This is a genomic window from Serratia sp. BFP-2025, assembly GCF_050880365.1.
GTDB classification, from domain to species: domain Bacteria; phylum Pseudomonadota; class Gammaproteobacteria; order Enterobacterales; family Enterobacteriaceae; genus Serratia; species Serratia surfactantfaciens.
Genome location: NZ_JBPAFV010000001.1, coordinates 1,952,868 through 1,973,008, shown reverse-complemented (window position 1 = coordinate 1,973,008; position 20,141 = coordinate 1,952,868). Strand labels below are relative to the sequence as shown.

Sequence of the window (20,141 nt, the reverse complement as noted above, 5' to 3'; positions counted from 1 at the left end):
CGCCTCATTCACCGTTACACCAACAGTGGAATACTGCCATGCCTGCTTATTTTGCCCCACGCGCTTTGCTCCCTGAGGGCTGGGCGCATAACGTCCGGCTGGACGTCGATGCGCAAGGTTATCTGACTCAAGTCACCGCCAACGCAGAACCGCAAGGCTGCACCCGGCTGCACGGCGACGCGGTGCCGGGCATGCCGAACCTGCACTCGCACGCTTTCCAGCGCGCGATGGCCGGGCTGGCGGAAGTGGCGGGCAACCCGCAGGACAGCTTCTGGACCTGGCGCGATTTGATGTATCGCCTGGTGCAGCGCCTGACGCCGGAGCAGGTGGAGGTGGTCGCCCGTCAACTGTATATCGAAATGCTCAAGGGCGGATACACCCAGGTGGCCGAATTCCACTACCTGCATCACGACGCCGACGGCAAGCCTTACGCCGATCGCGGTGAGATGACCGGGCGCCTCAGCGCGGCCGCGCATCAGGCCGGCATCGGCATGACGATGCTGCCGGTGCTGTACAGCTACGCCGGTTTTGGCGCGCAGCCGGCGCAGCCGGGGCAGAAACGTTTTATCCAGGATACCGAAGGCTATCTGCAACAGCAGCAGGTGATTGCCCGCCAGCTGGCGGATCGCCCGCTGCAGAATCAGGGGCTGTGTTTCCACTCGCTGCGCGCGGTGGAGCTCGGCCAGATGCAGCAGATTTTGGCCGCGTCGGATCGCACCTTGCCGGTGCATATTCATATCGCCGAACAGCAAAAAGAGGTGAATGACTGCCTGGCGTGGAGCGGACAACGCCCGGTGGCCTGGCTGTATGACCATCTGCCGGTGGATCAGCGCTGGTGCCTGGTGCACGCCACTCATCTGGATCGCAGCGAGTTGGAAGCGTTGGCGCGCAGCCGCGCGGTGGCCGGCTTGTGCCCGACCACCGAAGCCAACCTCGGCGACGGCATTTTCCCCGGCGACGCCTATCTGCAGCAGGAGGGGCGCTGGGGCATCGGTTCCGACAGCCATGTTTCGCTCAACGTGGTGGAAGAGCTGCGCTGGTTTGAATACGGCCAGCGGCTGCGCGATCAGCGCCGCAACCGCCTGACCACGCCGCAGCAGCCGGCGGTGGGCGATGTGCTGTACCACCAGGCGCTGCAGGGCGGCGCGCAGGCGTGCGGCGCGCCGATCGGCCGATTGCAGAGCGGTTATCGCGCCGACTGGCTGGTGCTGGATGGCGACGATCCGTACCTGGCGGTGGCGCCTGACGCCTCGATCCTCAACCGTTGGCTGTTCGCCGGCGGCAAGGAACAAATTCGCGACGTGTTCGTCGGCGGCCGACAGGTGATCGAGCAGGGGCGGCATGCGTTGCAGCAGCAGAGCGGCGCCGAGTTCCTGCAGGTGTTGAAAACCTTCCAGCAGGAGGCGTAATGAGCCTGAACCGTTTCAACTTCGCCGCGTTGCCGGTCAGCCCATGGCGCAACGGCGGCGGGGAAACCCGTGAAATCGTCAGCTGGCCGCCGGGCGAGCAGAATTTCGACTGGCGCGCCAGCATCGCCACCATCGCGCAGGATGGGCCGTTTTCCGCCTTTGCGGGCATCGACCGTTCGATTACGCTGCTGGAAGGCGACGGCGTGCGGTTGTACAGCGCCGGGCATATCGATCATCAGCTGGCGCAGGTTGGGGAGCCGTTCGCATTCTCGGGCGACGTGGCGCTGGAGGCGACGCTGCTGGGCGGCGCCAGTCAGGATTTCAACATCATGACGCGCCGCGGCCGGCAGGCGGCCGAGGTGCGGCGCAGCACGGCGCCCGTCACCCTGTCACCCAACCGGGCGGGCGTGCTGTATGTGCTGAGCGGGGTCTGGTCGCTGCCGGGGGGCGGCGAACTGAGCGCGCGCGAGGGCGTCTGGTGGGCGGCGCAGGCGGTGAGCGGCGAGGTGAAGCCGTTGACGGCCGACGGCGCTATCCTGTGGGCGAACATCACAGCCTGCTAACGCAAGGTAGAGTCCTGCGCCCGGTTATGGGATTATTCACTTTTCCCCATTAATCATAAAGAAGGGCGCATGGCTTCGCTGAAAGACGTCGCAAAACTTGCCGGAGTCTCGCTGATGACGGTGTCCCGCGCCATCAATGAACCCGGCAAGCTGCGGCCGGAAACCTACCGCCGCGTCAAACAGGCTATCGACCAGTTGGACTACGTGCCGGATCTGTCGGCGCGGCGTATTCGCGGTGACGGAAATCGCGTGCAGACGCTCGGCGTGCTGGCGCTGGACACCGCCACGACGCCGTTCTCGGTGGAAATGATCCTGTCGATTGAGAAAACCGCCCGCGAGCGAGGCTGGAACAGCTTCGTCGTCAACCTGTTCGCCGACGACAACGCCGAACAGACCGTCGATCTGCTGCTGGCGCATCGTCCGGATGGGGTGATATTCACCACGATGGGGCTGCGCGAGGTGACATTGCCGGCCAAACTGCTGGACAAAAAGCTGGTGCTGGCCAACTGCGTTAGCCCGACGCATGCGATCGCCAGCTATATTCCTGATGACGAGCAAGGACAGTATGACGCCACGCGCGCGCTGATCGCCAAAGGCTATCGCGCGCCACTGTGCATTCATTTACCGGCGGATACGCTGGCGGCGGGCCTGCGCCGTCGCGGTCTGGAACGCGCCTGGCGCGAAGCGGGGCGCGATGTTGAACAGCTGCGGCAGTATCATCTCGATCTGAGCGGCGGCGACCAAAGCTATCGCGACTGCGTCACGCTGCTGGAGCGGCATTTCTCTGCAGGAAGGCGCGATTGCGATGTCGTGGTGTGCGGGAACGATCGGATAGCCTTTCTGGTGTATCAGGTATTGCTGGCGCAAGGATGGCGCATACCGCAACAGGTAGCGGTGCTGGGTTACGACAATATGGTCGGCACCGGCGAGCTGTTCCTGCCGGCATTGACGACGGTGCAGCTGCCGCATTACGAGCTGGGCCGCCTTGCGGCGCTGCATGTGATTGGGCAGCGGGAGCAGCGTGATACGGTGAAAGTGCCTTGCCCACTGTTGGAGCGTGGTTCGCTGTAAGCGCACCGGATGCGTCGCTGTGCGCCCGGTGCTTATTCCCATTATCCCCAGATGCTTGCCAACTGCCATCCCGTGATGGGCTCGAACTCTGCCCGGCCGCCTTCGGCGAACAGGCTGGGGCGGCGATCGCCCTTCGTCGGATAAATTCGGCTGGTCAGGCAGGCTTGCCCCTGATTGACGAAGATCTCCAGCGATGAGCGGTCAATGAAGATCCGTAGCGACAGGGTCTCACCTTCTGGCAGCGGCACGCTGCGGCAGGTGCACAGGGCGCGGTTTTCATGAAAACGTTCCAGCGCCAGCCGGTGCGCCTGATTGTCGACGAACAGCCGCGCCGCACTCCCGATGGCCAGCCCGTAGCGCTCGGCGTCGTTGTCGGCCGGTCTCAACGTCAGGGTGAGTTCCTGCACGTCGTCCGCCAGCGGCAGATGTTGATTGGTCAGCGTCTGTGCCAAAAACGTGTGCGATTCTCGGCGCAGCGCCGCCAGTTCACGCGCCGGGTGCATGCGGACGCTGCCGTCGGCGGCCAGCGTCAGCTCACGCGGCAGGGTGAGGGCGCCGGCCCAACGGTGCGCTTTGCTGGGCATTGGGGATTCCCACATATCCATCCAGGCAAGCAGCAGCCGACGGCCGTCGGCTGCGGTGAAGGTCTGCGGCGCATAGAAATCGTGGCCGGCATCCAGCTCGCAGAAGGGTTGGGTCACCCTAAAGTCGCTGTCAGGCCGCCAGTGGCCGAGCAGATAGCCGCTCTGGAAGCGATTGCGGTAGCGGTAGCCCTGTGCCGCCAGTCCCTGCGGGGAAAACAACAACAGGTGTTGTTCCCCCAGCGGGAAGAAATCCGGGCATTCCCACATATACCCTTGATGCGCCGCCTGCGCACCGGCCAGCACCCGATCGAAGCACCAGGCGCGCAGATCTGCAGAACGGTACAGGCGCACCTGGCCCAGGCCGTTTTCTTTGGCACCGATCACCAGCCACCATTCGCCGTTCTCGCGCCAGACTTTCGGATCGCGGAAATGCTGAATGCCGTCCGGCGGGGCCAGCACGGGCCCGTGCTTGACGAAGCGTATGCCATCTTCGCTGGTGGCCAGACATTGCACTTCCCGCACCTGGCTGTCGTCGCCGGGCTCGCCCAGCCACACGTGGCCGGTATAAATCAGCGTCAGCACGCCGTTGTCATCCACGGCGCAGCCGGAAAAGCAACCGTCTTTGTCATAGGGCGCATCGGGCGCCAGGGCGATGGGCTGGTGCTGCCAGCGGATCAGATCGCGGCTGGTCGCGTGCCCCCAGTGCATGGGGCCCCAGTGCTCGCTATAGGGGTGATGCTGGAAGAAGGCATGATAGACGCCGTCAATACAGATCAGGCCGTTGGGATCGTTGATCCAGCCGGCGGGCGGCGCGAGATGGAACTGCGGGTAGTATTCGTCTCGGCGCTCTGCGCGCAGGGCTTCGACCGCATGGTCGGCTTGAGCTAAGGCAGTGTTCATTGGACAGACTCACTTGATTTAATGGCGGATTGAAAGGGGGTTGCGCTGGCGGAACGTTCGCCGCGCAGCAGGAAACAGGAGACAAGCGTCGTGGCGGCGACCGCGCACCCCATCAGCAGATAGGTGTCGGCAAAGCCGATGCGGTCATAACCGTAGCCCGCCAGTGGCGACAGGAAGCTGGCCATCACCTGGGTGATGAACTGAAAGCCCACCAGGTAAAGCGTTGAGGAGAGGCGACTGTCGAAGCGGCTGGCGATGTATTTGAAGATAGCGATCAGCAGGATAGGCAACTCCACGGCGTGCAGCAGTTTCATGGCAGAGATCATCAATGCGCCGCTGACCAAGCCTGAGCCGAACATGCGCAGCGCCATCACGCCACCGGCCAGCAACAGCCCCTGTTTGGCGCCGATGCGGTTCACCAGCAGCGGCGCCAGGAACATGCCGCCGGCTTCGAGGAAGACCTGCAGCGAGTTGAGGAAGCCGTACATCTCGTTGCCCTGTTCGCGAGAAGCGAACTGCGAAGCGAAGTAGACCGAAAATTGCTGATCGAAAACGTTGTACACGCTGATACCGAGCACAAACACCACCAGCGCCCAGAAGCCCGGCATACGCAGCAGCGCCAGCGCATCCTGCAGCCGCAGATTTTCCGGTTTGCCGAACGCCAGGCCGGCCATCGCGTTCGGCTTCAGCTCGCGCACCTGGCTGAGCAGCAACAGGAATACTATGGCGGCGGCGGAGGCCAGCCAGAAATTGATGTTCGGATCGATATTGAAGATAAAACCGGCCAAAAAGGTGGCGCTGGCCCAGCCGAGCGATCCCCACATGCGGGCGCGGCCGAATTCGAAACCGCTGATGCGGCTGACTCGCTCGGTATAAGATTCCAGCGCGCCGATGCCGGCGAAGAAGGTGGCGCCGATAAATACCCCGCCGACCAGCGCGCCGAGCGGCAGGCTGCTGGCCAGCAGCGGAGCGTATACGTAGATAAAAAACGGGCCGGTCAGCAACAGCATCACGCCGAGAAACTGCAGCAGGTGCTTGCGCAGCCCAAGTTTGTCCTGAATAAACCCGTACAGCGGCTGTGCGCACAGCGCCACCAACGAGATAGCGGAGAAGATCAGGCCGGTTTCGGCGCCTTTCAGGCCGATCTTCTGATTCAGCCACAGCGAGATCAGCGAAAAGCTGGAAGACCAGGTGAAGAAAAAGAAGAACAGCAGGCCGCTGAGCAGCACGTAATATTTTTTAGTTTCGCGGTTCATGGGTAGGGCCCCGGTGAGTGAAGTTAGCTCTATTGTTAACGTTAACTCGCAAAGGGATGAAGCTAGCAGATATCACGCGTGCGATGTTAATCACAAAAGTTAACGTTAACATTTCGGCGTTGTGATCGAGGTCACGAGTTGGCAAGGGGGCGATGTGCCCCCGAAGGATTAACGATCGTTCAGCGAGCGCAGATGGTCGTCGCGGCGCAGCGTCATCAGCGCAAACAGGCTGACCACCGAGGTGGCGACCACGTAGTAGGCGGGAATGTCGATATTGCCGGTCTGCTTGATGAGACCGGTGATAATCAGCCCGGCCGAGCCGGAAAACACCGCATTGGACAGCGAGTAAGCCAGCCCCAGACCGGTATAGCGCACCCGAGTCGGGAACATCTCCGCCAGCATCGCTGGGCCGGGGCCGGCCAGCAGCCCGACCACCGCACCGGCGATCAGCACCGCCAGCCCTTTGACCCACAGTGAGCTCTGCGCATCCTGCAACAGATGCAGCAGCGGGAAGGTGAACAGGATCACTGCCGCCACCGCCGTCAGCATCACCGTTTTACGCCCCAGCCTGTCGCTGATGATGCCCGCCGGCAGGATGGTCAGGGCGAAGCCGACGTTGGCCAGCACCGTCGCCACCAGCGCTTGCTGGAAGGTGGCGTGCAGCGAGGTTTGCAAATAGGAAGGCATGACCACCAGGAAGGTATAACCGGCGGCTGACCAGCCCATCATGCGACCGATGCCGATCAGAATGGTTTTCACCACGCCGCTCAGTTTCGCTTCCTGCGGTGTGGCGGCCTGTTCCACGCGTTGCTGCGCCTGGGTGAACGTGGGTGTCTCCTCGAGCTTGAGCCGCAGCCACAGCGCCACGGCGCCCATCGGCAGCGCCAGCAAGAACGGAATGCGCCAACCCCAGTCATGCAGCTGCTGCGCGCTGAGCAGCGCGGCCAGCAGCGCCACCAGTCCGGCGCCGGCCAACAGGCCGAGCGCGACGGTCAGCGATTGCCAGGCGCCGAACAGCCCGCGCTTGCCCTTGGGAGCAAACTCGGTCATCAGCGACACCGCGCCGCCGAATTCGCCGCCGGCGAACAGCCCCTGAAACATGCGCAGCAGCGTCAGCAGCAGCGGGGCTGCGACGCCGATAGAGGCATAGGTTGGCATGACGCCGATCAGCGCGGTGGCCAGCGTCATCAACAGCAGTACCGCAATCAGCGTCGGCCGGCGGCCGATGCGATCGCCGATGCGGCCGAAGATCACCGCGCCGATCGGTCGGCAGAAAAACGCCAGCGCAAAGGCGGCGTAGGTGAGGATCAGGCTGGTGATTTCATTTTCACCCTGCAGGGTGAAAAAATTGGCGGCGATAACGGTGGCCAGGAAGCCATATACGCCGAACTCATACCATTCGATAAAGTTGCCGACCGAGCCGGCCAGCAATGCCTGACGCGAGCGGCGCGCGTCGAGAGTCTGTTGATTCATCCCCGTTCCCATACTTTTGAATTATTGTTCGTCTGTTCTAAATTTATACGACAAAACAATCAATTGATTTCAGCGGGAACTGTGAGGCACTCAGCGCATGCCGTCGATGCGCCACCATCCGGGGCACACATCGGCGAAAGCATGTGAGACCGGGCGCAGCTCCGGCAGATCGGCGAGGTCGAAGCTGCCGGTGGCCAGCGCCACCGTCGGTTCGTCGTCTACCGCTCCCAGCGTGCTGCCGCAGCGCGGGCAAAAGGCGCGGCTGGAGTAGGGGGAGGAGCGGTACAGCGCGGGCATGCCGCCAGGGCCGTTCCACTCGACGGCCTGACGCGGGAATTCGACCCAGCACAGCGTTGGCGCGCCGGAGTGGCGGCGGCAAAAATCGCAGGAACAGCTGTGCGGGTTGCCTGGCAGGCCGTGTGCCTGAAAGCGAATATGTCCGCACAGGCAGCCGCCGCTATAGCGTAGATTTTGCATGATTTCTCCGTCATCAGCGCGGGGGAAACGATGAAAATCACTATAGCCATATCGCGAAAAAATAACAGGCCTCCACAGGGCGATTACCAGAGCAACGGCGCCGGCTCGCGGCCATTTTCGGCGTAGTACAGTGAGGGCAGGAACTGCGCTAAATAGCTGAACTCGTTGTAGCAGTGGCGCATCAGGTTAAACCCGATGTCGTCCGCCAGTTCGTCGTGGGCGTTGGCGCAGGCTTTACCCAGCAGGAAGCGGCTGCGCAGCACGCACCCATAGGGCGTATCGCGCACCAGATGCAGCATTTCGCCGTCGCAGGGATCGCCGTTGTCATCCAGCGCCACCTGATCGCCGAAGCCGATGCGCGCGCAAACGGCGGCGGAGAGCGCCTGCGCGTCGCGCGCCTGGCGCAGCGGCTGCGGCGCGAAGAAGTCCTCGGCGGCGTGAAACTTGAGGCGCGCCGCGACCGGCGGCAGCTCCGCCAGCCATTCGACCGCTTCGATGCTGGCGCCGACGTAGCTTTCCCCTTTTTTCCAGTGGCGATCCCAGCCGCGATGTTCGACGTGATCGTGCGGGTGCCACCAGTTGATGTGCTGGGTGCTCTCGAAGAAGGTGAACCACCAGTCCAGCATGCGCCCTTTACAACCGTGCAGATCGGTTCGAACCGCTACGGTGAGCAGGCCGTCGGCGCTGCGGCTCAGCCCCATTTCCAGCCGCAGCGGCTCGGGCCTGAGCAACTCGTTGATATCGTTGACGCCCCAGGGCGCCAGCAGGGAAGGATGTGTCATAATGGGTTCCTGTTTTATTTTGGAAACGAAATATGTTTCCAAAATAAAGCTATGCCGTTATGCTGAGTCTGTCAACGCTTGTGAGGAACAAATATGGCGAACCCGAATGAAGAACCGCTGCGCGCTCGTGGCCGGCCGGCCACGCCGGAAACGGCGCTGCGCGCCGCGCTGACGCAGGCGACGCTGGCGCTGCTGCTCGACGGCGGATACGCCGCGGCAACGGTGGATGCGGTGGCGAAACGCGCTGGAGTGGCTAAAAAAACCCTGTATCGCTTTGCCGCCAATCGCGATGAGCTGGTGGCGCAGGCGGTGAGCGGCTGGACCGAGGCGTTTCAGCCGGCCTTCGCACAGGATGCCGGGCGGCGGGAAGCGGTAGCGCCGCTGTTGGAAACGGGACTGAAGGCGGTGGCGCAGCAGGTGCTGAGCGCCGAAGCGGTGGGCATGTTTCGGCTGCTGCAGAGCGATTTCCCGGGGCGTGAGGCGCTGCTGGACAGCTACCTGCGCAACGGCATTCAGCGCGGGCGGTCGACGGTGGCGGATTGGCTGCGGCGCCAGCAGCAATACGGCTGGTTGCTTGCGCGCGACTGGGCGCAAACCAGCGACCTGTTGCTGGCGATGACCATCGCCGAACCGCTGCGCCAGATGACGTTGGGGCTGCTGCCGCCGGGCAGCGCGATCGACGAACGCATCGCGGCGGCGGTGGCGCTGGTGATGCCGGGGTTGCTGCGCGGCGAAAACGCGGAGTGCGCCACATTGTGAGCCGTATTCATCTGTGGCATGTTGATTGTTCAGTCCATATCACTTTTTCGCGATGCCCACATGAATGCTGCTTACCCGTTCAAGCAGGGCGATCTGTTCGCCTTGACCGTTTTTCTGGCTGTTGCCACCCATCGCAGCTTTCACGCGGCGGCAGTGGAGCTGGAGGTGACGCCGTCGGCGGTCAGCCACTCGATAAAAAACCTGGAACAGCGGCTTGGGGTGAGGCTGTTCAACCGCACCACGCGCAGCGTGGCGCCGACCGAGGCGGGTGAGCGTTTGGCGGCGCAGTTGCGCCCGGCGCTGTCGTCTATTTCGCAGGCGCTGCATGAAGTGGATGAATGGCGCGCCACGCCGAGCGGCACCGTGCGCATCAACGCCAGCGAAGGGGCGGTCAGGCTGGTATTGCGTCCGTTGCTGGCCGATTTCCTGCGCGAGTACCCCCATATCCATCTGGACATCGTTTGCGACGGCAAGCTGAGCGATATCGTCGCCGAGGGGTTTGATGTCGGCATTCGGCTGGCGGAAGCCGTGCCGCAGGACATGATCGCGATGCGCGTCAGCCCGCCCGTGCGTTTCGCCGCCATCGCCGCACCCGGCTATTTCGCCGTCCATGGGCGCCCGGCGACGCCACAGGATTTGCTGCGTCATAACTGCATCCGTTTTCGCTTCGACAGCGGCACGATTTATCGTTGGGAATTCGAACGCGATGGCCTGAGCGAGTCGATCGGCGTCACCGGCGCGTTGACGCTGACCGATCAACCCCTGATGGTGGAGGCCGCCATCGATGGTATCGGCATCGCTTTCGTTCCCGAACATTTGGCGCTAGAGGCGTTGCACGACGGGCGACTGGAACGGGTGCTGGAGGCGTGGTGTCCGGCTTATCCGGGGCTGTGTCTCTACTACTCCGGCCATCGCCATGTTTCGGGCGCGCTGAAGGCGTTGATCGAGTATCTGCGCGCGGCGCAGTCCTGATGCGTGCTTCTTTCGGTTACGCCAATTAGTGAGCCGCCTTCATCTCGACAGTGAGGTTCGCTTGCATTGTTGCGGCGTGGGGCCTGCCTTACGCTCATGAGGAGATGCCGGGCAATCGTCCGGAACCCGCACCACAATGCAGCGAGGAATCGATGATGGATAAGAAGATGAAAGCGGTAGTTATGACCGGCGCCAACCGGCCCTGGGAAATCAGACAGGTGCCGATGCCCCGCGCAGAACCGGGTCAGGTTCTGGTCAAAGTACACGCCTCGGGCATGTGCTACACCGACGTGTGGGCGACGCAAGGATACGGTGGCGATATTTACCCGCAAACGCCGGGTCATGAAGTGGTGGGGGAAGTGGTTGAGGTGGGCGCCGGCGTGCATACGCGGCAGATCGGCGATCGCGTCGGCACCACCTGGGTGCAATCGGCCTGCGGCCGCTGCCCGTATTGCCGTGAAAATCGGCCGCTGACGGGGCAAACGGCGATGAACTGCCCGGCGCCGCGCACCACCGGTTTTGCCGCCCAGGGTGGCCACGCTGAGTATATCGCCATCGCCGCGGAAGGCACGGTGTTACTGCCGGACGGGCTGTCTTATATCGACGCCGCGCCAATGATGTGTGCGGGGTATACCACCTGGAGCGGCCTGCGCGACGCGGCGCCGTTGCCGCATGAAACGGTCGCGGTGTTGGGTATTGGCGGGCTGGGGCATGTCGCGCTGCAGCTGTCGAAAGCCTGCGGTTTCGATACCGTTGCCATCACTCATTCACCGGACAAGCACGCGCTGGCGAAGCAGTTGGGCGCCGATCGCATTGTCGCCTCCGGCAAGGCGCTGCGGGAGAGCGGCGGCGCGGATATTCTGCTGGTGACCACCAATGACTTCGACTCCGCGCAGGAAGCGATGAACGGCTTGCGGGTTGATGGCCGAGTGGTGTTGTGCGGGCTGGACTTCAGCAAGCCGTTCGCTATCTCTTCGGAAGGGGTGCCGTTCCATATGATGCGTCAGCGGGTGATCGGATCGACCCATGGCGGGCAGCACTACCTGAGTGAGGTGCTGAACCTGGCGGCGAAAGGCAAAGTGAAGCCGATTGTCGAGACGTTTACGCTGGAACAAGCCCGGGAGGCTTATGAACGGCTTGCCTCGGGTAACATGCGTTTTCGCGGCGTCTTCGTGCCATCGGCGGCGTGAGAAAAGGGCCGAGAACTCGGCCCTTGATGGCAGGGCGCCGCGGCGCCCTGATTCAGTTACAGCTTGGGCCCGGCGTTCACCAGTTTTTCGCCCGCCTGGGTGACGGTGTATTTAGCGAAGTTGTCGATAAAGCGCTGTGCCAGATCCTGCGCCTTCTCCCGCCACAGCGATTCGTCGGCGTAGGTTTTGCGCGGATCGAGGATGGACGGATCGACGCCCGGCAGCGCGGTCGGCACTTCCAGCCCGAAGATCGGCAGCGTGAAGGTCTCGGCCTGTTCAATGTCGCCATTCAGAATGGCGTCGATGATGCCGCGCGTATCTTTGATAGAAATGCGCTTGCCGCTGCCGTTCCAGCCGGTGTTCACCAGGTAAGCCTGGGCGCCGGCGGCCTCCATGCGTTTCACCAGCACTTCGGCGTACTGCGTCGGGTGCAGCGTCAGGAACGCGGCACCGAAGCAGGCGGAGAAGGTTGGCGTCGGCGCGGTGATGCCGCGTTCGGTGCCGGCCAGCTTGGCGGTGAAGCCGGACAGGAAGTGATATTGGGTCTGCTCCGGCGTCAGGCGCGACACCGGCGGCAGCACGCCGAAGGCGTCGGCGGTCAGGAAGATGATCTTGCGCGCATGGCCGGCCTTGGATACCGGCTTGACGATGTTCTCGATGTGATAAATCGGGTAGGAGACGCGAGTGTTCTCGGTTTTGCTGGCGTCGTCGAAGTCGATGCTGCCGTCGGCCAGCACGGTGACGTTTTCCAACAACGCATCGCGGCGGATCGCCTGATAGATTTCCGGCTCCGCCTGCGGCGACAGCTTGATGGTTTTGGCGTAGCAGCCGCCTTCGAAGTTGAACACGCCGTCGTCGTCCCAGCCGTGCTCGTCATCGCCGATCAGCTGGCGTTTCGGATCGGTGGAGAGGGTGGTTTTGCCGGTGCCGGACAGGCCGAAGAACACCGCCACGTCGCCTTGCTCGCCGACGTTGGCCGAGCAGTGCATCGAGGCGATGCCCTGCAGCGGCAGCAGATAGTTCATGATCGAAAACAGGCCTTTCTTCATCTCACCGCCATACCAGGTGCCGCCGATCAGCTGCATGCGCTCGGTCAGGTTGAAGGCGACGAAGTTTTCCGAGTGCAGCCCCTGCTGCTGCCAGTCCGGGTTGGTGCATTTGGCGCCGTTCATCACCACGAAGTCCGGTTCAAAGTCCGCCAGTTCGGCTTCGGTCGGGCGGATGAACATGTTTTTCACGAAGTGCGCCTGCCAGGCCACCTCGGTGATGAAGCGCACCTTGAGGCGCGTGTCGGCGTTGGCGCCGCAGAAGGCGTCGACCACGAACAGGCGCTTGCCGGAAAGCTGATTGCCCACCAGCGTCTTCAGATGCTGCCAGACTTCCGGTGAGAGCGGCTGGTTGTCGTTCTTGCCGGTGCCGCTGTCGGACCACCAGACGGTGTCGCGCGTGGTGTCGTCGCGCACGATGTATTTGTCTTTCGGCGAACGGCCGGTGAATTCGCCGGTGGCGACGTTGACCGCCCCCAGTTGGGTGAGGGTGCCGCGCTCCAGCGGCGGCAGGTCGGCGCGGGTCTCTTCGGCGAACAGCAATTCATAGCTGGGGTTATAAACGATGTCGGCGGCCTGATGGATACCGTAACCAGCGAGGGTTTGTGGGGTAACAGCGCGTGAAGACATATTCTACTTCCTTATGAGTCATATTATGCCTTTTTCCCGCGCGGTGCCGCGCGCAGGGTTAAGGATCGGATCAAGCTGACCGGATTCAGCTAATGGCGTTTCCGGTTCTTTATTAATAAAACAGAGGGCTTTTTTGCCCTCCTATAGCATAGCAGCGAATTTAAACTTGATTACTTTAATTACAAAATGCTGACGATAATTAATTAAAACTAACCTTGGCGGAGGGTCACAATATTGAATTCCACCCGCGTAATTTAGTTTTGCATTTTTATTTTTTATCATATCGTCAGGGCTGTCTACTGTTTTATTTCTTATTAGAAAAGGCGAAGTCCGCAATAGGATTTTTCGTAATCATTTGTTTTTGCTTGGCTATGGCGGGTTGTTGCGCCAGGTGAATCTAACCGTACTGTACGCTTGTCAGCAGGGTGAATAATGAAACAGATAAATGCAGAACTGGCCTGTGATAAAAATACGGCCTCGTCCGAATCTTCAGGGTTAATTAATCAACTTCGTCAAATAGATATCGGTGCGGTGCCGATCGCGTTGTTTATCACCATTTGTGCGATCGTGGCGATTTCCGCCTACGCCAACTTCCTGCCGAAGAATATGATCGGCGGCCTGGCGGTGATAATGACGCTGGGCTTTGCATTGGCGCAGTTGGGTAAAAGCATTCCCGTGCTGCGCGATATCGGCGGACCGGCCATTCTGTGTTTGATGGTGCCGTCGGTGCTGGTCTATTTCAACGTGTTCCAGCCCAACGTCATGGGCACCGTCCATCTGCTGATGAAAGACGCCAACCTGCTTTATTTCGTGATCGCCAGTCTGGTGGTCGGCAGCATTCTCGGTATGAACCGGGTGATCCTGATCCAGGGGATGATTCGCATGTTCGTGCCGCTGGTGGTGGGCACGGTCACGGCGGTGATCACCGGGCTGCTGGTAGGCAAACTGTTTGGCTTTACCTTCTATCACACCTTCTTCTTCATCATCGTGCCGATCATCGGCGGCGGCATCGGCGAGGGCATTTTACCGCTGTCGCTGGCCTATTCGGCGATCCTGGGCTCGACGCCGGACGTCTATGTCGCGCAGTTGGCGCCGGCGGCGGTGCTGGGCAACATTTTCGCCATCGTCACCGCCGGGGTGCTGGCGCGCATCGGTATGCAACGCAAGGCGCTGAGCGGTGACGGCATGCTGATCCGTTCGGCGCAGGAGAACGCGATGTTCGCCATCAAGGAGCAAAGCGGCAACGTCGATTTTCAACTGATGGGGGGCGGGCTGCTGGTGATTTGCGCCTTCTTTATCGTCGGCGGCCTGTTCGAGCACATCGTGCATATCCCCGGCCCGGTGCTGATGATCCTGTTTGCGGTGCTGTGCAAATACTGTCGGGTGATCCCGGCCTCGATGGAGACCGGCGCGCACAGTTTCTACAAGTTCGTCTCCACGGCGCTGGTGTGGCCGCTGATGATCGGCCTGGGCATGCTCTACGTGCCGCTGGAAAGCGTGGTGGCGGTGTTCTCTGTCGGTTATGTGGTGGTCTGCGGCTCGGTAGTGCTGTCGATGGGGCTGGTCAGTTTTCTGATCGCGCCTTATCTGAAGATGTTCCCGGTGGAAGCGGCGATCGTCACCTGTTGCCACAGCGGCCTGGGCGGCACCGGCGATGTGGCGATCCTGTCGGCGTCGAACCGTATGGGGTTGATGCCGTTTGCCCAAATCGCCACGCGTATCGGCGGCGCTTCCACGGTCATTGGTGCGACGCTGCTGCTCGGTTGGTTAGTCTGAGTCCAGAGTTTCTTATGGATAACCGGGGTTGGATTGCCCCGGTTTTTTTATGCGTCTTTTTCGCCGATCGTGATAATGCTGATTATTATCTTGAAAATCATTCATGTGGCGAAAATGCATAGCCGTATTTTATCTAAGAAAATTCTGTACTCGGCGAAAATGTGTCTATTCTTTTCTCTTAAGGGATTATCGTTCTCATTCAGAGTGCCGAGGGAAGGCGCCAGCGCATTACCGATATCCCCGTATTGATTCAACACCGGGCCGCTGCCGTTCAGGCAATCCGCCAGTTGGGGCATCCCCCCGATTGAATTGACGAATATGGAGATAAGGTTATGTCATCAAGTAATGCTTCCGTTAAAGCCGAAGGCGTATTAGCCCTGCTGGGCGCTTATAAACCCGATGAAGACGACACCATTACCGTGCTGCATCCGTCGAAAACGTTCGAAAATGCCGGCCTGGAGTTGGTGCGCGGCGATCGCAGCTGGCACGACAAGGGCGTGACCGACCAGCCGGTTGCCCTGACGTACAGCATCTGGGAAAAGGCGCCGGGCAACATGTCGAGCATGAGCATCAGCGGCTTCAGCAGCTTTAACGCGGAACAGCGCGAGCAGGCCAAACTGTCGTTGCAGTCATGGTCTGACGTGGCCAACATCACCTTCACCGAGACCAGCAATACCGCCGCCGCCAACATCAAATTCGGCCTGTTCGACTACAGCTCGCGTGGCTCCTATGCTTTTGCGTATAACCCGGATTCCTCGCCTTCGGTCGCCGGCCAAACCTGGTATAACGCCACCAACTCTACCTTCGTCAACAACCGGATACATGAAAACGAATACGGTCGCCAGACCTTTACCCATGAAATCGGCCATGCGCTGGGGTTGCAGCATCCGGGCGACTATAACGCCGCGCCGGGCGTCAGCATTACCTACGGCAAAGACGCGACCTATTTCGAGGACAGCCGCGCCTACAGCCTGATGAGCTATTTCAGCGAAAGCAACACCGGGCAAGACTTTAAGGGCGCGTACTCGTCAGGGCCGCTGCTCAATGACATCACGGCGATCCAGCATTTCTACGGCGCCAACATGAACACCCGTACCGGCGATACGGTTTACGGTTTCAACTCCAACACCGACCGCGACTTCCTTACCGCCACCGGCGCGCAGGACAAAATAATCTTCACCGCCTGGGATGCCGGCGGCAACGATACCTTTGACTTCTCCGGTTTCGGCCAGAATCAGCGCATCAACCTGAACGAAAAAGCGTTCTCGGACGTCGGCGGCCTGAAAGGCAACGTGTCGATCGCGGCGGGCGTGACGATTGAAAACGCCATTGGCGGTTCAGGCAACGATGTGCTGGTGGGCAACGCCGCCGATAACGTGCTCAAGGGCGGCGCCGGTGATGACGTGCTGTACGGCGGCAAAGGGGCGGATCAGCTGTGGGGCGGCGCTGGCAAGGACACCTTCGTCTACTTTGCGGCGGATGAGTCGACGGCGGCGGCGCCGGACTGGATCCGCGACTTCGTACGCGGCGAGGACAAGATCGATCTGACATTGTTCAACACCGGCAGCGCCGACGGCATCCGCTTCGTCGATCAGTTCAGCGGTAAGGCGGGCGAGGCGAAGCTGAGCTATGACGCGCAAAATCATGTCAGCGATGTGGCGATCAACCTGGGCGGCGCTTTTGGCGGCAGCGATTTCCTGGTGAAGGTGGTGGGGCAGCCGCTGGATGCCGGCGATTTTGTGCTGGCTTAAATCGGGCAACAAAAATAGGGCGTTTTGGGCAAAAACCCGACAATTCCTATTAATTCCGTCATATTAGCGTGACATAGTAGCGCGCAGAAGGCCGGGCTTGCATACCTCGGGCTTCTGTCGGATCGCCAACCTTTTCGGTTGGCGATTCATTTTCCGCCTTTCAGCATGTTGATGGCGGCGCCGAGCAGGATGCGCCGTTCGATATCGTTGCTGTCCGCCAGCTGCCGCGCCAGATGTTTTTCCAGCGTTTCCACCGACAGCGCTTCGCCACGATGGCGCAGCTGCATCACGCCGTCGCCGATCAGGCGGGCGACCTCATCCCATACGGGTTTAATCTCCTGTTCCGAGAACGTCATGGCCTACCTCGGCTGGTTGATTTTTGCCCAATGTAGCAGTTGAACTGCGGCTTCGCTACCGGCCGCCTAAAACAGGAAGCATAAAAAACAAGCCATCAGTATTTCTTCTGGTTTTTACGCCCAATACTTACGGTGTTGAAATCAGGAGGACACATCATGAACTGGGTCGAAACTTTGGCGGAGTATTACCGCCTCAGCCGCACGGGTGAAACGCAGCATTGGCTGTGTCGCCGCTGGTTGCCGCAGGGAGAAGCGCGGCTGGCCTATCTGCGAGAATTGCTGGAACCGACCGCGGCGCCGCAGCGGCGGTGAACAGGGCGCCGGCGTTTGGCCGGCGTCGTTTCGCTGAGTTAACCGAAGGCTATCGCCGCCCAGCGCAACAGCAGCAACGCCAGGCAGATCAACAGCAGTACCACCACCATTTTACTGAGCTTGTGGCCCATGCGTTTTGTCGCCACTCCGCCTCCTTAACTGAAATACCAGCCGCCGACGAGCGCGATGAGAAAAAGCGTCGCCAAGGCGACGCCGTTGAGTAAATCGCTGAAGGTATCGTCAGCATCGATGTCGTCTTGTCGCATTGCCGGGTCGCCATTGGGTGAATAATAACCACAGTATGCGCCCGGCAGGGCGGCAGGCACAGCGAAGAACGGTAAAAACTCGTAAAGGCGGCGGTGGCGGAACGCGCAGTCGCGCTTGCGACGGATGCAGACGGCCGGCAATACGTTGTACTATCCTGTCTGCATTAAGGCATTTTTCCAAAAGGTATAATCATGGCGACGGCAATTCCACAGAAATACGAGCACCTTGAACGCTGGGCGTTCGGCGATACCGAACAGCAGGCCGATGAAGTGGTGCAATTGATCCTGAATGGCACCAAAACGGCCACCTGTTCCAACCTGGATGGCGAGGGGATCCCGCAGGCTGGCGATCTGTTCCTGGTGGTGGACGGCAAGGGCGAGCCGGTCTGTGCGGTTGAACTGACCGCGGTAGAAATGAAAACCTACGATCAGGTGGATGAGGCGCACGCCTATGCTGAAGGTGAGGGCGACCGTTCACTGGCGCATTGGCGCAAAGAGCTGCAGCGTTTCTTCGAAGAATACGATCTGTTCTCGCCGGATATGACGCTGGTGCTGATGAATTTCAAAGTCGTCGACAAATTCTAACCTCATGCGCGCCGTTCCTTACGAGTGCCAGTGGGCGAGCCCGGAGCTGGCCGCCGATCTGATCGCCGGTCGCACCACGCTGGCGCAAGACGAGAATTGGGCGCGCAGCGGCGCCCGCGATCGGGCGGAGTACGTCGAGTGGGCCAACCACGTGTGCGGTATGGCGTGCCTGAAAATGGTGCTGGGCCATCGCGATGGTGAAGCGCCGTCGCTGCTGGAGCTGGCGCGCCGCAGCCTGCCCTATGGCGCCTACGTACGCGAAGGCGAACGGATAAAGGGGCTGATCTACGCGCCGTTCGTCGAGTACGTGCGCGAACAGTTCGCGCTGCGGGCGACGGTGAAGGTAGGGCTGGAGGCCGCCGAGGTACCGGCACTGTTCAGCGAATGCCGCTACTTTATCGCCTCGGTGCATCCTTCGATTCGTCGGCCCGAGAGCGTACCGCCGCAGCGGGGCGGGCATCTGGTGCTGATCACCGCCGCCGACGCGCAGAGCGTGACCTTTCATAATCCTTCGGGCGACAGCCCGGCGACGCGGGAGCGGGTACGGTTGCCCCTCAACCGCTTCGCCCATTTCTTTGCCGGCCGCGGCATCGCCATCGCATAAAAAAACGCGCTGTTTCTGATGAAAGCAGCGCGTCGTCAGCAGCTCTGGTGCATTTTCATGCCAGCCGCATTACCCAGGCGTCCGCCTGCCGATCGTAGTGTTGCTTGTACAGCAGCGACCGCTTGCCGTTGAGGATCGCCGGAATGCTGGTGTGTTCATCCCAGCCGTCGAGCTGCATGCACAGGTCCGGATCGGACTTGCAAGGGATGCTCAGGGTGCCGGCGCGATCGGCGGTAGCGTGAAGATGGGCGTCATCGACCTCGAAGCTGCCAATTTTTACGACGGTTTTGCTCATGGAAACTCCTTGCTCAATGATGTGGTAGGAGGTTAGACCAGTAAGGCCATCGGTATGAGCATAGCCAAATGAGCAAAAAATGCCACATAAAAAATACATTCTGGCAACATTCTTCCTGGGCGCTAGCGGCCGCCCTAATAGGTCACGACATAGCTGACGTTATCCTGATAGGTGCCGACCGGCACTTCGGTCTGCGCCGGGTTGATGGCGGCGGTAAAGGGAATGCTTTGCGCCAACCCGGTGCCGGTGCCGCTTTGCGCGTTGGTGCTGCTCCACACGGTGCTGGTATTGGGTAGGTAGATCTGATACTGGAGGAAGTTGCTGGTACCGCTGAGCATTTGCCGCCAACCGGTGATGGGGTTGTTGCCGTTGGTAAAGTAGGAACTGTACGCCTGCGATTTGGTGCAGGTGAGGGTGATGCTTTGGTTGATCGGATTGAATTGCCCCACCAGCGCCATACTGCCGAAGTTGACGTTGTTGGCGGTATTGATCAGGCAGCTCTTGGTGATGATTGCGGTCACGGTCACGGTGCTGGGCTGGTTGGTGCCGTCCCACCAGATGCACAGGCCGATCAGACCCAGGCCGCAAATATGGTAGTTCCACACCAGGTTGATGGTGTCGGTATAGGTGCCGGCGCTGACGTTCGCCCCAGCGACGGTTTTGATATATACCGGAAAGTTGACGTTGGACGAGATCAGGATCAGCGACAGCAGGTTCAGCGAGCTGTAATCGATGGTCTGACCGACGCTGTAAGGGTACTGGTAGTTAGAATCTGGATAGATCAGGTAGGAAATTTTATCGCCGGAGCCATTGGTATTCAGCAAAGCCATGTTATTGGTGGTGGATGCGATCTTGACCGTGACGGTGTTTTGCGTCAACAGGTTGAGCCCCAGGCCGGTGCAGTTCAGCCCAGCGGTGCCCTGGGCGCTTATCTGGCCGTTGTAGACGGCGAAAGAGTTGCTGCTGGGCAGAGTAACCGTGCCGTTGGTGGTGGCGCAGTCCGCCATCGCGCGTTGCCCGCACATCAACAGCAGCGCCGCCAAAAAGATTTTCACTTGCCGAGACATCATTCTTCTTCTCCGTG

At 60.8% G+C, this 20,141-nt stretch carries 22 protein-coding genes; 11 read left to right on the top strand and 11 right to left on the bottom strand.

Annotation, left to right across the window (positions count from 1 at the left end; genetic code table 11):
- Positions 1–38 precede the first annotated feature (38 nt).
- From ACRAWE_RS09245 to ACRAWE_RS09235, 3 genes are all read left to right on the top strand, one after another.
- Positions 39–1,409, top strand: coding sequence for a formimidoylglutamate deiminase (locus ACRAWE_RS09245; protein ID WP_432525266.1), 1,371 nt, complete (start codon positions 39–41; stop codon positions 1,407–1,409).
- Positions 1,409–1,972, top strand: coding sequence for a HutD/Ves family protein (locus ACRAWE_RS09240; RefSeq protein WP_432525265.1), 564 nt, complete (start codon positions 1,409–1,411; stop codon positions 1,970–1,972). Before ACRAWE_RS09245 ends, ACRAWE_RS09240 begins: the two co-directional genes overlap by 1 nt.
- A gap of 69 nt (positions 1,973–2,041) precedes the next feature.
- Entirely contained in the window at positions 2,042–3,043 is a 1,002-nt protein-coding gene (locus ACRAWE_RS09235; protein ID WP_432525264.1) for a LacI family DNA-binding transcriptional regulator, read from the top strand.
- Positions 3,044–3,084: 41 nt separating this feature from the next.
- Here ACRAWE_RS09235 and ACRAWE_RS09230 read toward each other — a convergent pair whose 3' ends face one another.
- The 5 genes from ACRAWE_RS09230 to ACRAWE_RS09210 all read right to left on the bottom strand — a co-directional run bounded on the left by ACRAWE_RS09230 (position 3,085) and on the right by ACRAWE_RS09210 (position 8,515).
- Positions 3,085–4,527, bottom strand: a complete 1,443-nt coding sequence (locus ACRAWE_RS09230) for a glycoside hydrolase family 32 protein (RefSeq protein WP_432525263.1) — start codon at positions 4,525–4,527, stop codon at positions 3,085–3,087.
- Positions 4,524–5,783, bottom strand: a complete 1,260-nt coding sequence (locus tag ACRAWE_RS09225) for an MFS transporter (protein ID WP_063919282.1) — start codon at positions 5,781–5,783, stop codon at positions 4,524–4,526. The genes ACRAWE_RS09230 and ACRAWE_RS09225 overlap by 4 nt, the downstream gene beginning before the upstream one ends.
- Before the next feature lie 168 nt (positions 5,784–5,951).
- A complete protein-coding gene (locus ACRAWE_RS09220) occupies positions 5,952–7,256 on the bottom strand; it encodes an MFS transporter (RefSeq protein ID WP_063919283.1) in 1,305 nt (434 codons plus the stop codon).
- 90 nt (positions 7,257–7,346) lie between these two features.
- Entirely contained in the window at positions 7,347–7,733 is a 387-nt protein-coding gene (locus ACRAWE_RS09215; RefSeq protein ID WP_154747035.1) for a GFA family protein, read from the bottom strand.
- A gap of 83 nt (positions 7,734–7,816) precedes the next feature.
- Positions 7,817–8,515, bottom strand: coding sequence for a DAPG hydrolase family protein (locus tag ACRAWE_RS09210; RefSeq protein WP_019454853.1), 699 nt, complete (start codon positions 8,513–8,515; stop codon positions 7,817–7,819).
- A 93-nt stretch (positions 8,516–8,608) separates the two neighbouring features.
- Between ACRAWE_RS09210 and ACRAWE_RS09205 the strand changes: the two genes are divergently transcribed.
- From ACRAWE_RS09205 to ACRAWE_RS09195, 3 genes are all read left to right on the top strand, one after another.
- The gene (locus ACRAWE_RS09205; protein WP_154747037.1) at positions 8,609–9,274 is read left to right on the top strand and encodes a TetR/AcrR family transcriptional regulator; all 666 of its coding nucleotides are present in this window, start codon (positions 8,609–8,611) and stop codon (positions 9,272–9,274) included.
- A 60-nt stretch (positions 9,275–9,334) separates the two neighbouring features.
- Positions 9,335–10,246, top strand: coding sequence for a LysR family transcriptional regulator (locus tag ACRAWE_RS09200; RefSeq protein WP_019454855.1), 912 nt, complete (start codon positions 9,335–9,337; stop codon positions 10,244–10,246).
- Between the two features lie 167 nt (positions 10,247–10,413).
- Positions 10,414–11,436: an alcohol dehydrogenase catalytic domain-containing protein gene (locus tag ACRAWE_RS09195; protein WP_248004906.1), complete on the top strand. Its 1,023-nt coding sequence runs from the start codon at positions 10,414–10,416 to the stop codon at positions 11,434–11,436.
- Between the two features lie 56 nt (positions 11,437–11,492).
- On the opposite strand, the gene pckA is transcribed toward ACRAWE_RS09195, so the two are convergent.
- Positions 11,493–13,112 (bottom strand): phosphoenolpyruvate carboxykinase (ATP), encoded by a 1,620-nt coding sequence (gene pckA, locus ACRAWE_RS09190; protein WP_198636480.1) that lies wholly within the window; start codon positions 13,110–13,112, stop codon positions 11,493–11,495.
- A gap of 432 nt (positions 13,113–13,544) precedes the next feature.
- On the opposite strand from pckA, the gene ACRAWE_RS09185 reads away from it, so the two are divergent.
- Both ACRAWE_RS09185 and ACRAWE_RS09180 read left to right on the top strand, forming a co-directional pair.
- The gene (locus tag ACRAWE_RS09185; RefSeq protein WP_019454858.1) at positions 13,545–14,888 is read left to right on the top strand and encodes a 2-hydroxycarboxylate transporter family protein; all 1,344 of its coding nucleotides are present in this window, start codon (positions 13,545–13,547) and stop codon (positions 14,886–14,888) included.
- Between the two features lie 332 nt (positions 14,889–15,220).
- Entirely contained in the window at positions 15,221–16,639 is a 1,419-nt protein-coding gene (locus ACRAWE_RS09180; protein ID WP_432525262.1) for a serralysin family metalloprotease, read from the top strand.
- Between the two features lie 146 nt (positions 16,640–16,785).
- Here the strand turns inward: ACRAWE_RS09180 and ACRAWE_RS09175 are convergent, their stop codons facing one another.
- Entirely contained in the window at positions 16,786–16,995 is a 210-nt protein-coding gene (locus ACRAWE_RS09175; protein ID WP_004931526.1) for a hypothetical protein, read from the bottom strand.
- Between the two features lie 156 nt (positions 16,996–17,151).
- Between ACRAWE_RS09175 and ACRAWE_RS09170 the strand changes: the two genes are divergently transcribed.
- A complete protein-coding gene (locus tag ACRAWE_RS09170; protein WP_019454860.1) occupies positions 17,152–17,307 on the top strand; it encodes a hypothetical protein in 156 nt (51 codons plus the stop codon).
- Positions 17,308–17,345: 38 nt separating this feature from the next.
- Here the strand turns inward: ACRAWE_RS09170 and yniD are convergent, their stop codons facing one another.
- Together yniD and ACRAWE_RS09160 are read right to left on the bottom strand one after the other, a co-directional pair.
- Complete coding sequence (gene yniD / locus ACRAWE_RS09165) at positions 17,346–17,438, bottom strand: small membrane protein YniD (protein WP_019454861.1); 93 nt, start codon at positions 17,436–17,438, stop codon at positions 17,346–17,348.
- A 24-nt stretch (positions 17,439–17,462) separates the two neighbouring features.
- Positions 17,463–17,714, bottom strand: coding sequence for a hypothetical protein (locus ACRAWE_RS09160; RefSeq protein ID WP_154747905.1), 252 nt, complete (start codon positions 17,712–17,714; stop codon positions 17,463–17,465).
- Positions 17,715–17,765: 51 nt separating this feature from the next.
- On the opposite strand from ACRAWE_RS09160, the gene ACRAWE_RS09155 reads away from it, so the two are divergent.
- Together ACRAWE_RS09155 and ACRAWE_RS09150 are read left to right on the top strand one after the other, a co-directional pair.
- The gene (locus ACRAWE_RS09155) at positions 17,766–18,158 is read left to right on the top strand and encodes an ASCH domain-containing protein (protein ID WP_019454863.1); all 393 of its coding nucleotides are present in this window, start codon (positions 17,766–17,768) and stop codon (positions 18,156–18,158) included.
- A 4-nt stretch (positions 18,159–18,162) separates the two neighbouring features.
- A complete protein-coding gene (locus ACRAWE_RS09150) occupies positions 18,163–18,762 on the top strand; it encodes a hypothetical protein (protein ID WP_063919288.1) in 600 nt (199 codons plus the stop codon).
- A gap of 55 nt (positions 18,763–18,817) precedes the next feature.
- On the opposite strand, the gene ACRAWE_RS09145 is transcribed toward ACRAWE_RS09150, so the two are convergent.
- Positions 18,818–19,057 (bottom strand): YebV family protein, encoded by a 240-nt coding sequence (locus tag ACRAWE_RS09145; RefSeq protein WP_019454865.1) that lies wholly within the window; start codon positions 19,055–19,057, stop codon positions 18,818–18,820.
- A gap of 134 nt (positions 19,058–19,191) precedes the next feature.
- Positions 19,192–20,127, bottom strand: a complete 936-nt coding sequence (locus tag ACRAWE_RS09140; protein ID WP_177342836.1) for a Csu type fimbrial protein — start codon at positions 20,125–20,127, stop codon at positions 19,192–19,194.
- Positions 20,128–20,141 lie beyond the last annotated feature (14 nt).

What these genes read in the sequence shown, in the direction of transcription:
- ACRAWE_RS09185 (WP_019454858.1), top strand. Translation starts at nt 13,545, where the DNA reads ATGAAACAGATAAATGCAGAACTGGCCTGTGATAAAAATACGGCCTCG.
- ACRAWE_RS09155 (WP_019454863.1), top strand. Translation starts at nt 17,766, where the DNA reads ATGGCGACGGCAATTCCACAGAAATACGAGCACCTTGAACGCTGGGCG.
- ACRAWE_RS09200 (WP_019454855.1), top strand. Translation starts at nt 9,335, where the DNA reads ATGAATGCTGCTTACCCGTTCAAGCAGGGCGATCTGTTCGCCTTGACC.
- ACRAWE_RS09245 (WP_432525266.1), top strand. Translation starts at nt 39, where the DNA reads ATGCCTGCTTATTTTGCCCCACGCGCTTTGCTCCCTGAGGGCTGGGCG.
- ACRAWE_RS09235 (WP_432525264.1), top strand. Translation starts at nt 2,042, where the DNA reads ATGGCTTCGCTGAAAGACGTCGCAAAACTTGCCGGAGTCTCGCTGATG.
- ACRAWE_RS09225 (WP_063919282.1), bottom strand. Translation starts at nt 5,783, where the DNA reads ATGAACCGCGAAACTAAAAAATATTACGTGCTGCTCAGCGGCCTGCTG.
- pckA (WP_198636480.1), bottom strand. Translation starts at nt 13,112, where the DNA reads ATGTCTTCACGCGCTGTTACCCCACAAACCCTCGCTGGTTACGGTATC.
- ACRAWE_RS09240 (WP_432525265.1), top strand. Translation starts at nt 1,409, where the DNA reads ATGAGCCTGAACCGTTTCAACTTCGCCGCGTTGCCGGTCAGCCCATGG.
- yniD (WP_019454861.1), bottom strand. Translation starts at nt 17,438, where the DNA reads ATGGGCCACAAGCTCAGTAAAATGGTGGTGGTACTGCTGTTGATCTGC.
- ACRAWE_RS09220 (WP_063919283.1), bottom strand. Translation starts at nt 7,256, where the DNA reads ATGAATCAACAGACTCTCGACGCGCGCCGCTCGCGTCAGGCATTGCTG.
- ACRAWE_RS09150 (WP_063919288.1), top strand. Translation starts at nt 18,163, where the DNA reads ATGCGCGCCGTTCCTTACGAGTGCCAGTGGGCGAGCCCGGAGCTGGCC.
- ACRAWE_RS09170 (WP_019454860.1), top strand. Translation starts at nt 17,152, where the DNA reads ATGAACTGGGTCGAAACTTTGGCGGAGTATTACCGCCTCAGCCGCACG.
- ACRAWE_RS09215 (WP_154747035.1), bottom strand. Translation starts at nt 7,733, where the DNA reads ATGCAAAATCTACGCTATAGCGGCGGCTGCCTGTGCGGACATATTCGC.
- ACRAWE_RS09140 (WP_177342836.1), bottom strand. Translation starts at nt 20,127, where the DNA reads ATGATGTCTCGGCAAGTGAAAATCTTTTTGGCGGCGCTGCTGTTGATG.
- ACRAWE_RS09210 (WP_019454853.1), bottom strand. Translation starts at nt 8,515, where the DNA reads ATGACACATCCTTCCCTGCTGGCGCCCTGGGGCGTCAACGATATCAAC.
- ACRAWE_RS09230 (WP_432525263.1), bottom strand. Translation starts at nt 4,527, where the DNA reads ATGAACACTGCCTTAGCTCAAGCCGACCATGCGGTCGAAGCCCTGCGC.
- ACRAWE_RS09195 (WP_248004906.1), top strand. Translation starts at nt 10,414, where the DNA reads ATGAAAGCGGTAGTTATGACCGGCGCCAACCGGCCCTGGGAAATCAGA.
- ACRAWE_RS09175 (WP_004931526.1), bottom strand. Translation starts at nt 16,995, where the DNA reads ATGACGTTCTCGGAACAGGAGATTAAACCCGTATGGGATGAGGTCGCC.
- ACRAWE_RS09205 (WP_154747037.1), top strand. Translation starts at nt 8,609, where the DNA reads ATGGCGAACCCGAATGAAGAACCGCTGCGCGCTCGTGGCCGGCCGGCC.
- ACRAWE_RS09180 (WP_432525262.1), top strand. Translation starts at nt 15,221, where the DNA reads ATGTCATCAAGTAATGCTTCCGTTAAAGCCGAAGGCGTATTAGCCCTG.
- ACRAWE_RS09145 (WP_019454865.1), bottom strand. Translation starts at nt 19,057, where the DNA reads ATGAGCAAAACCGTCGTAAAAATTGGCAGCTTCGAGGTCGATGACGCC.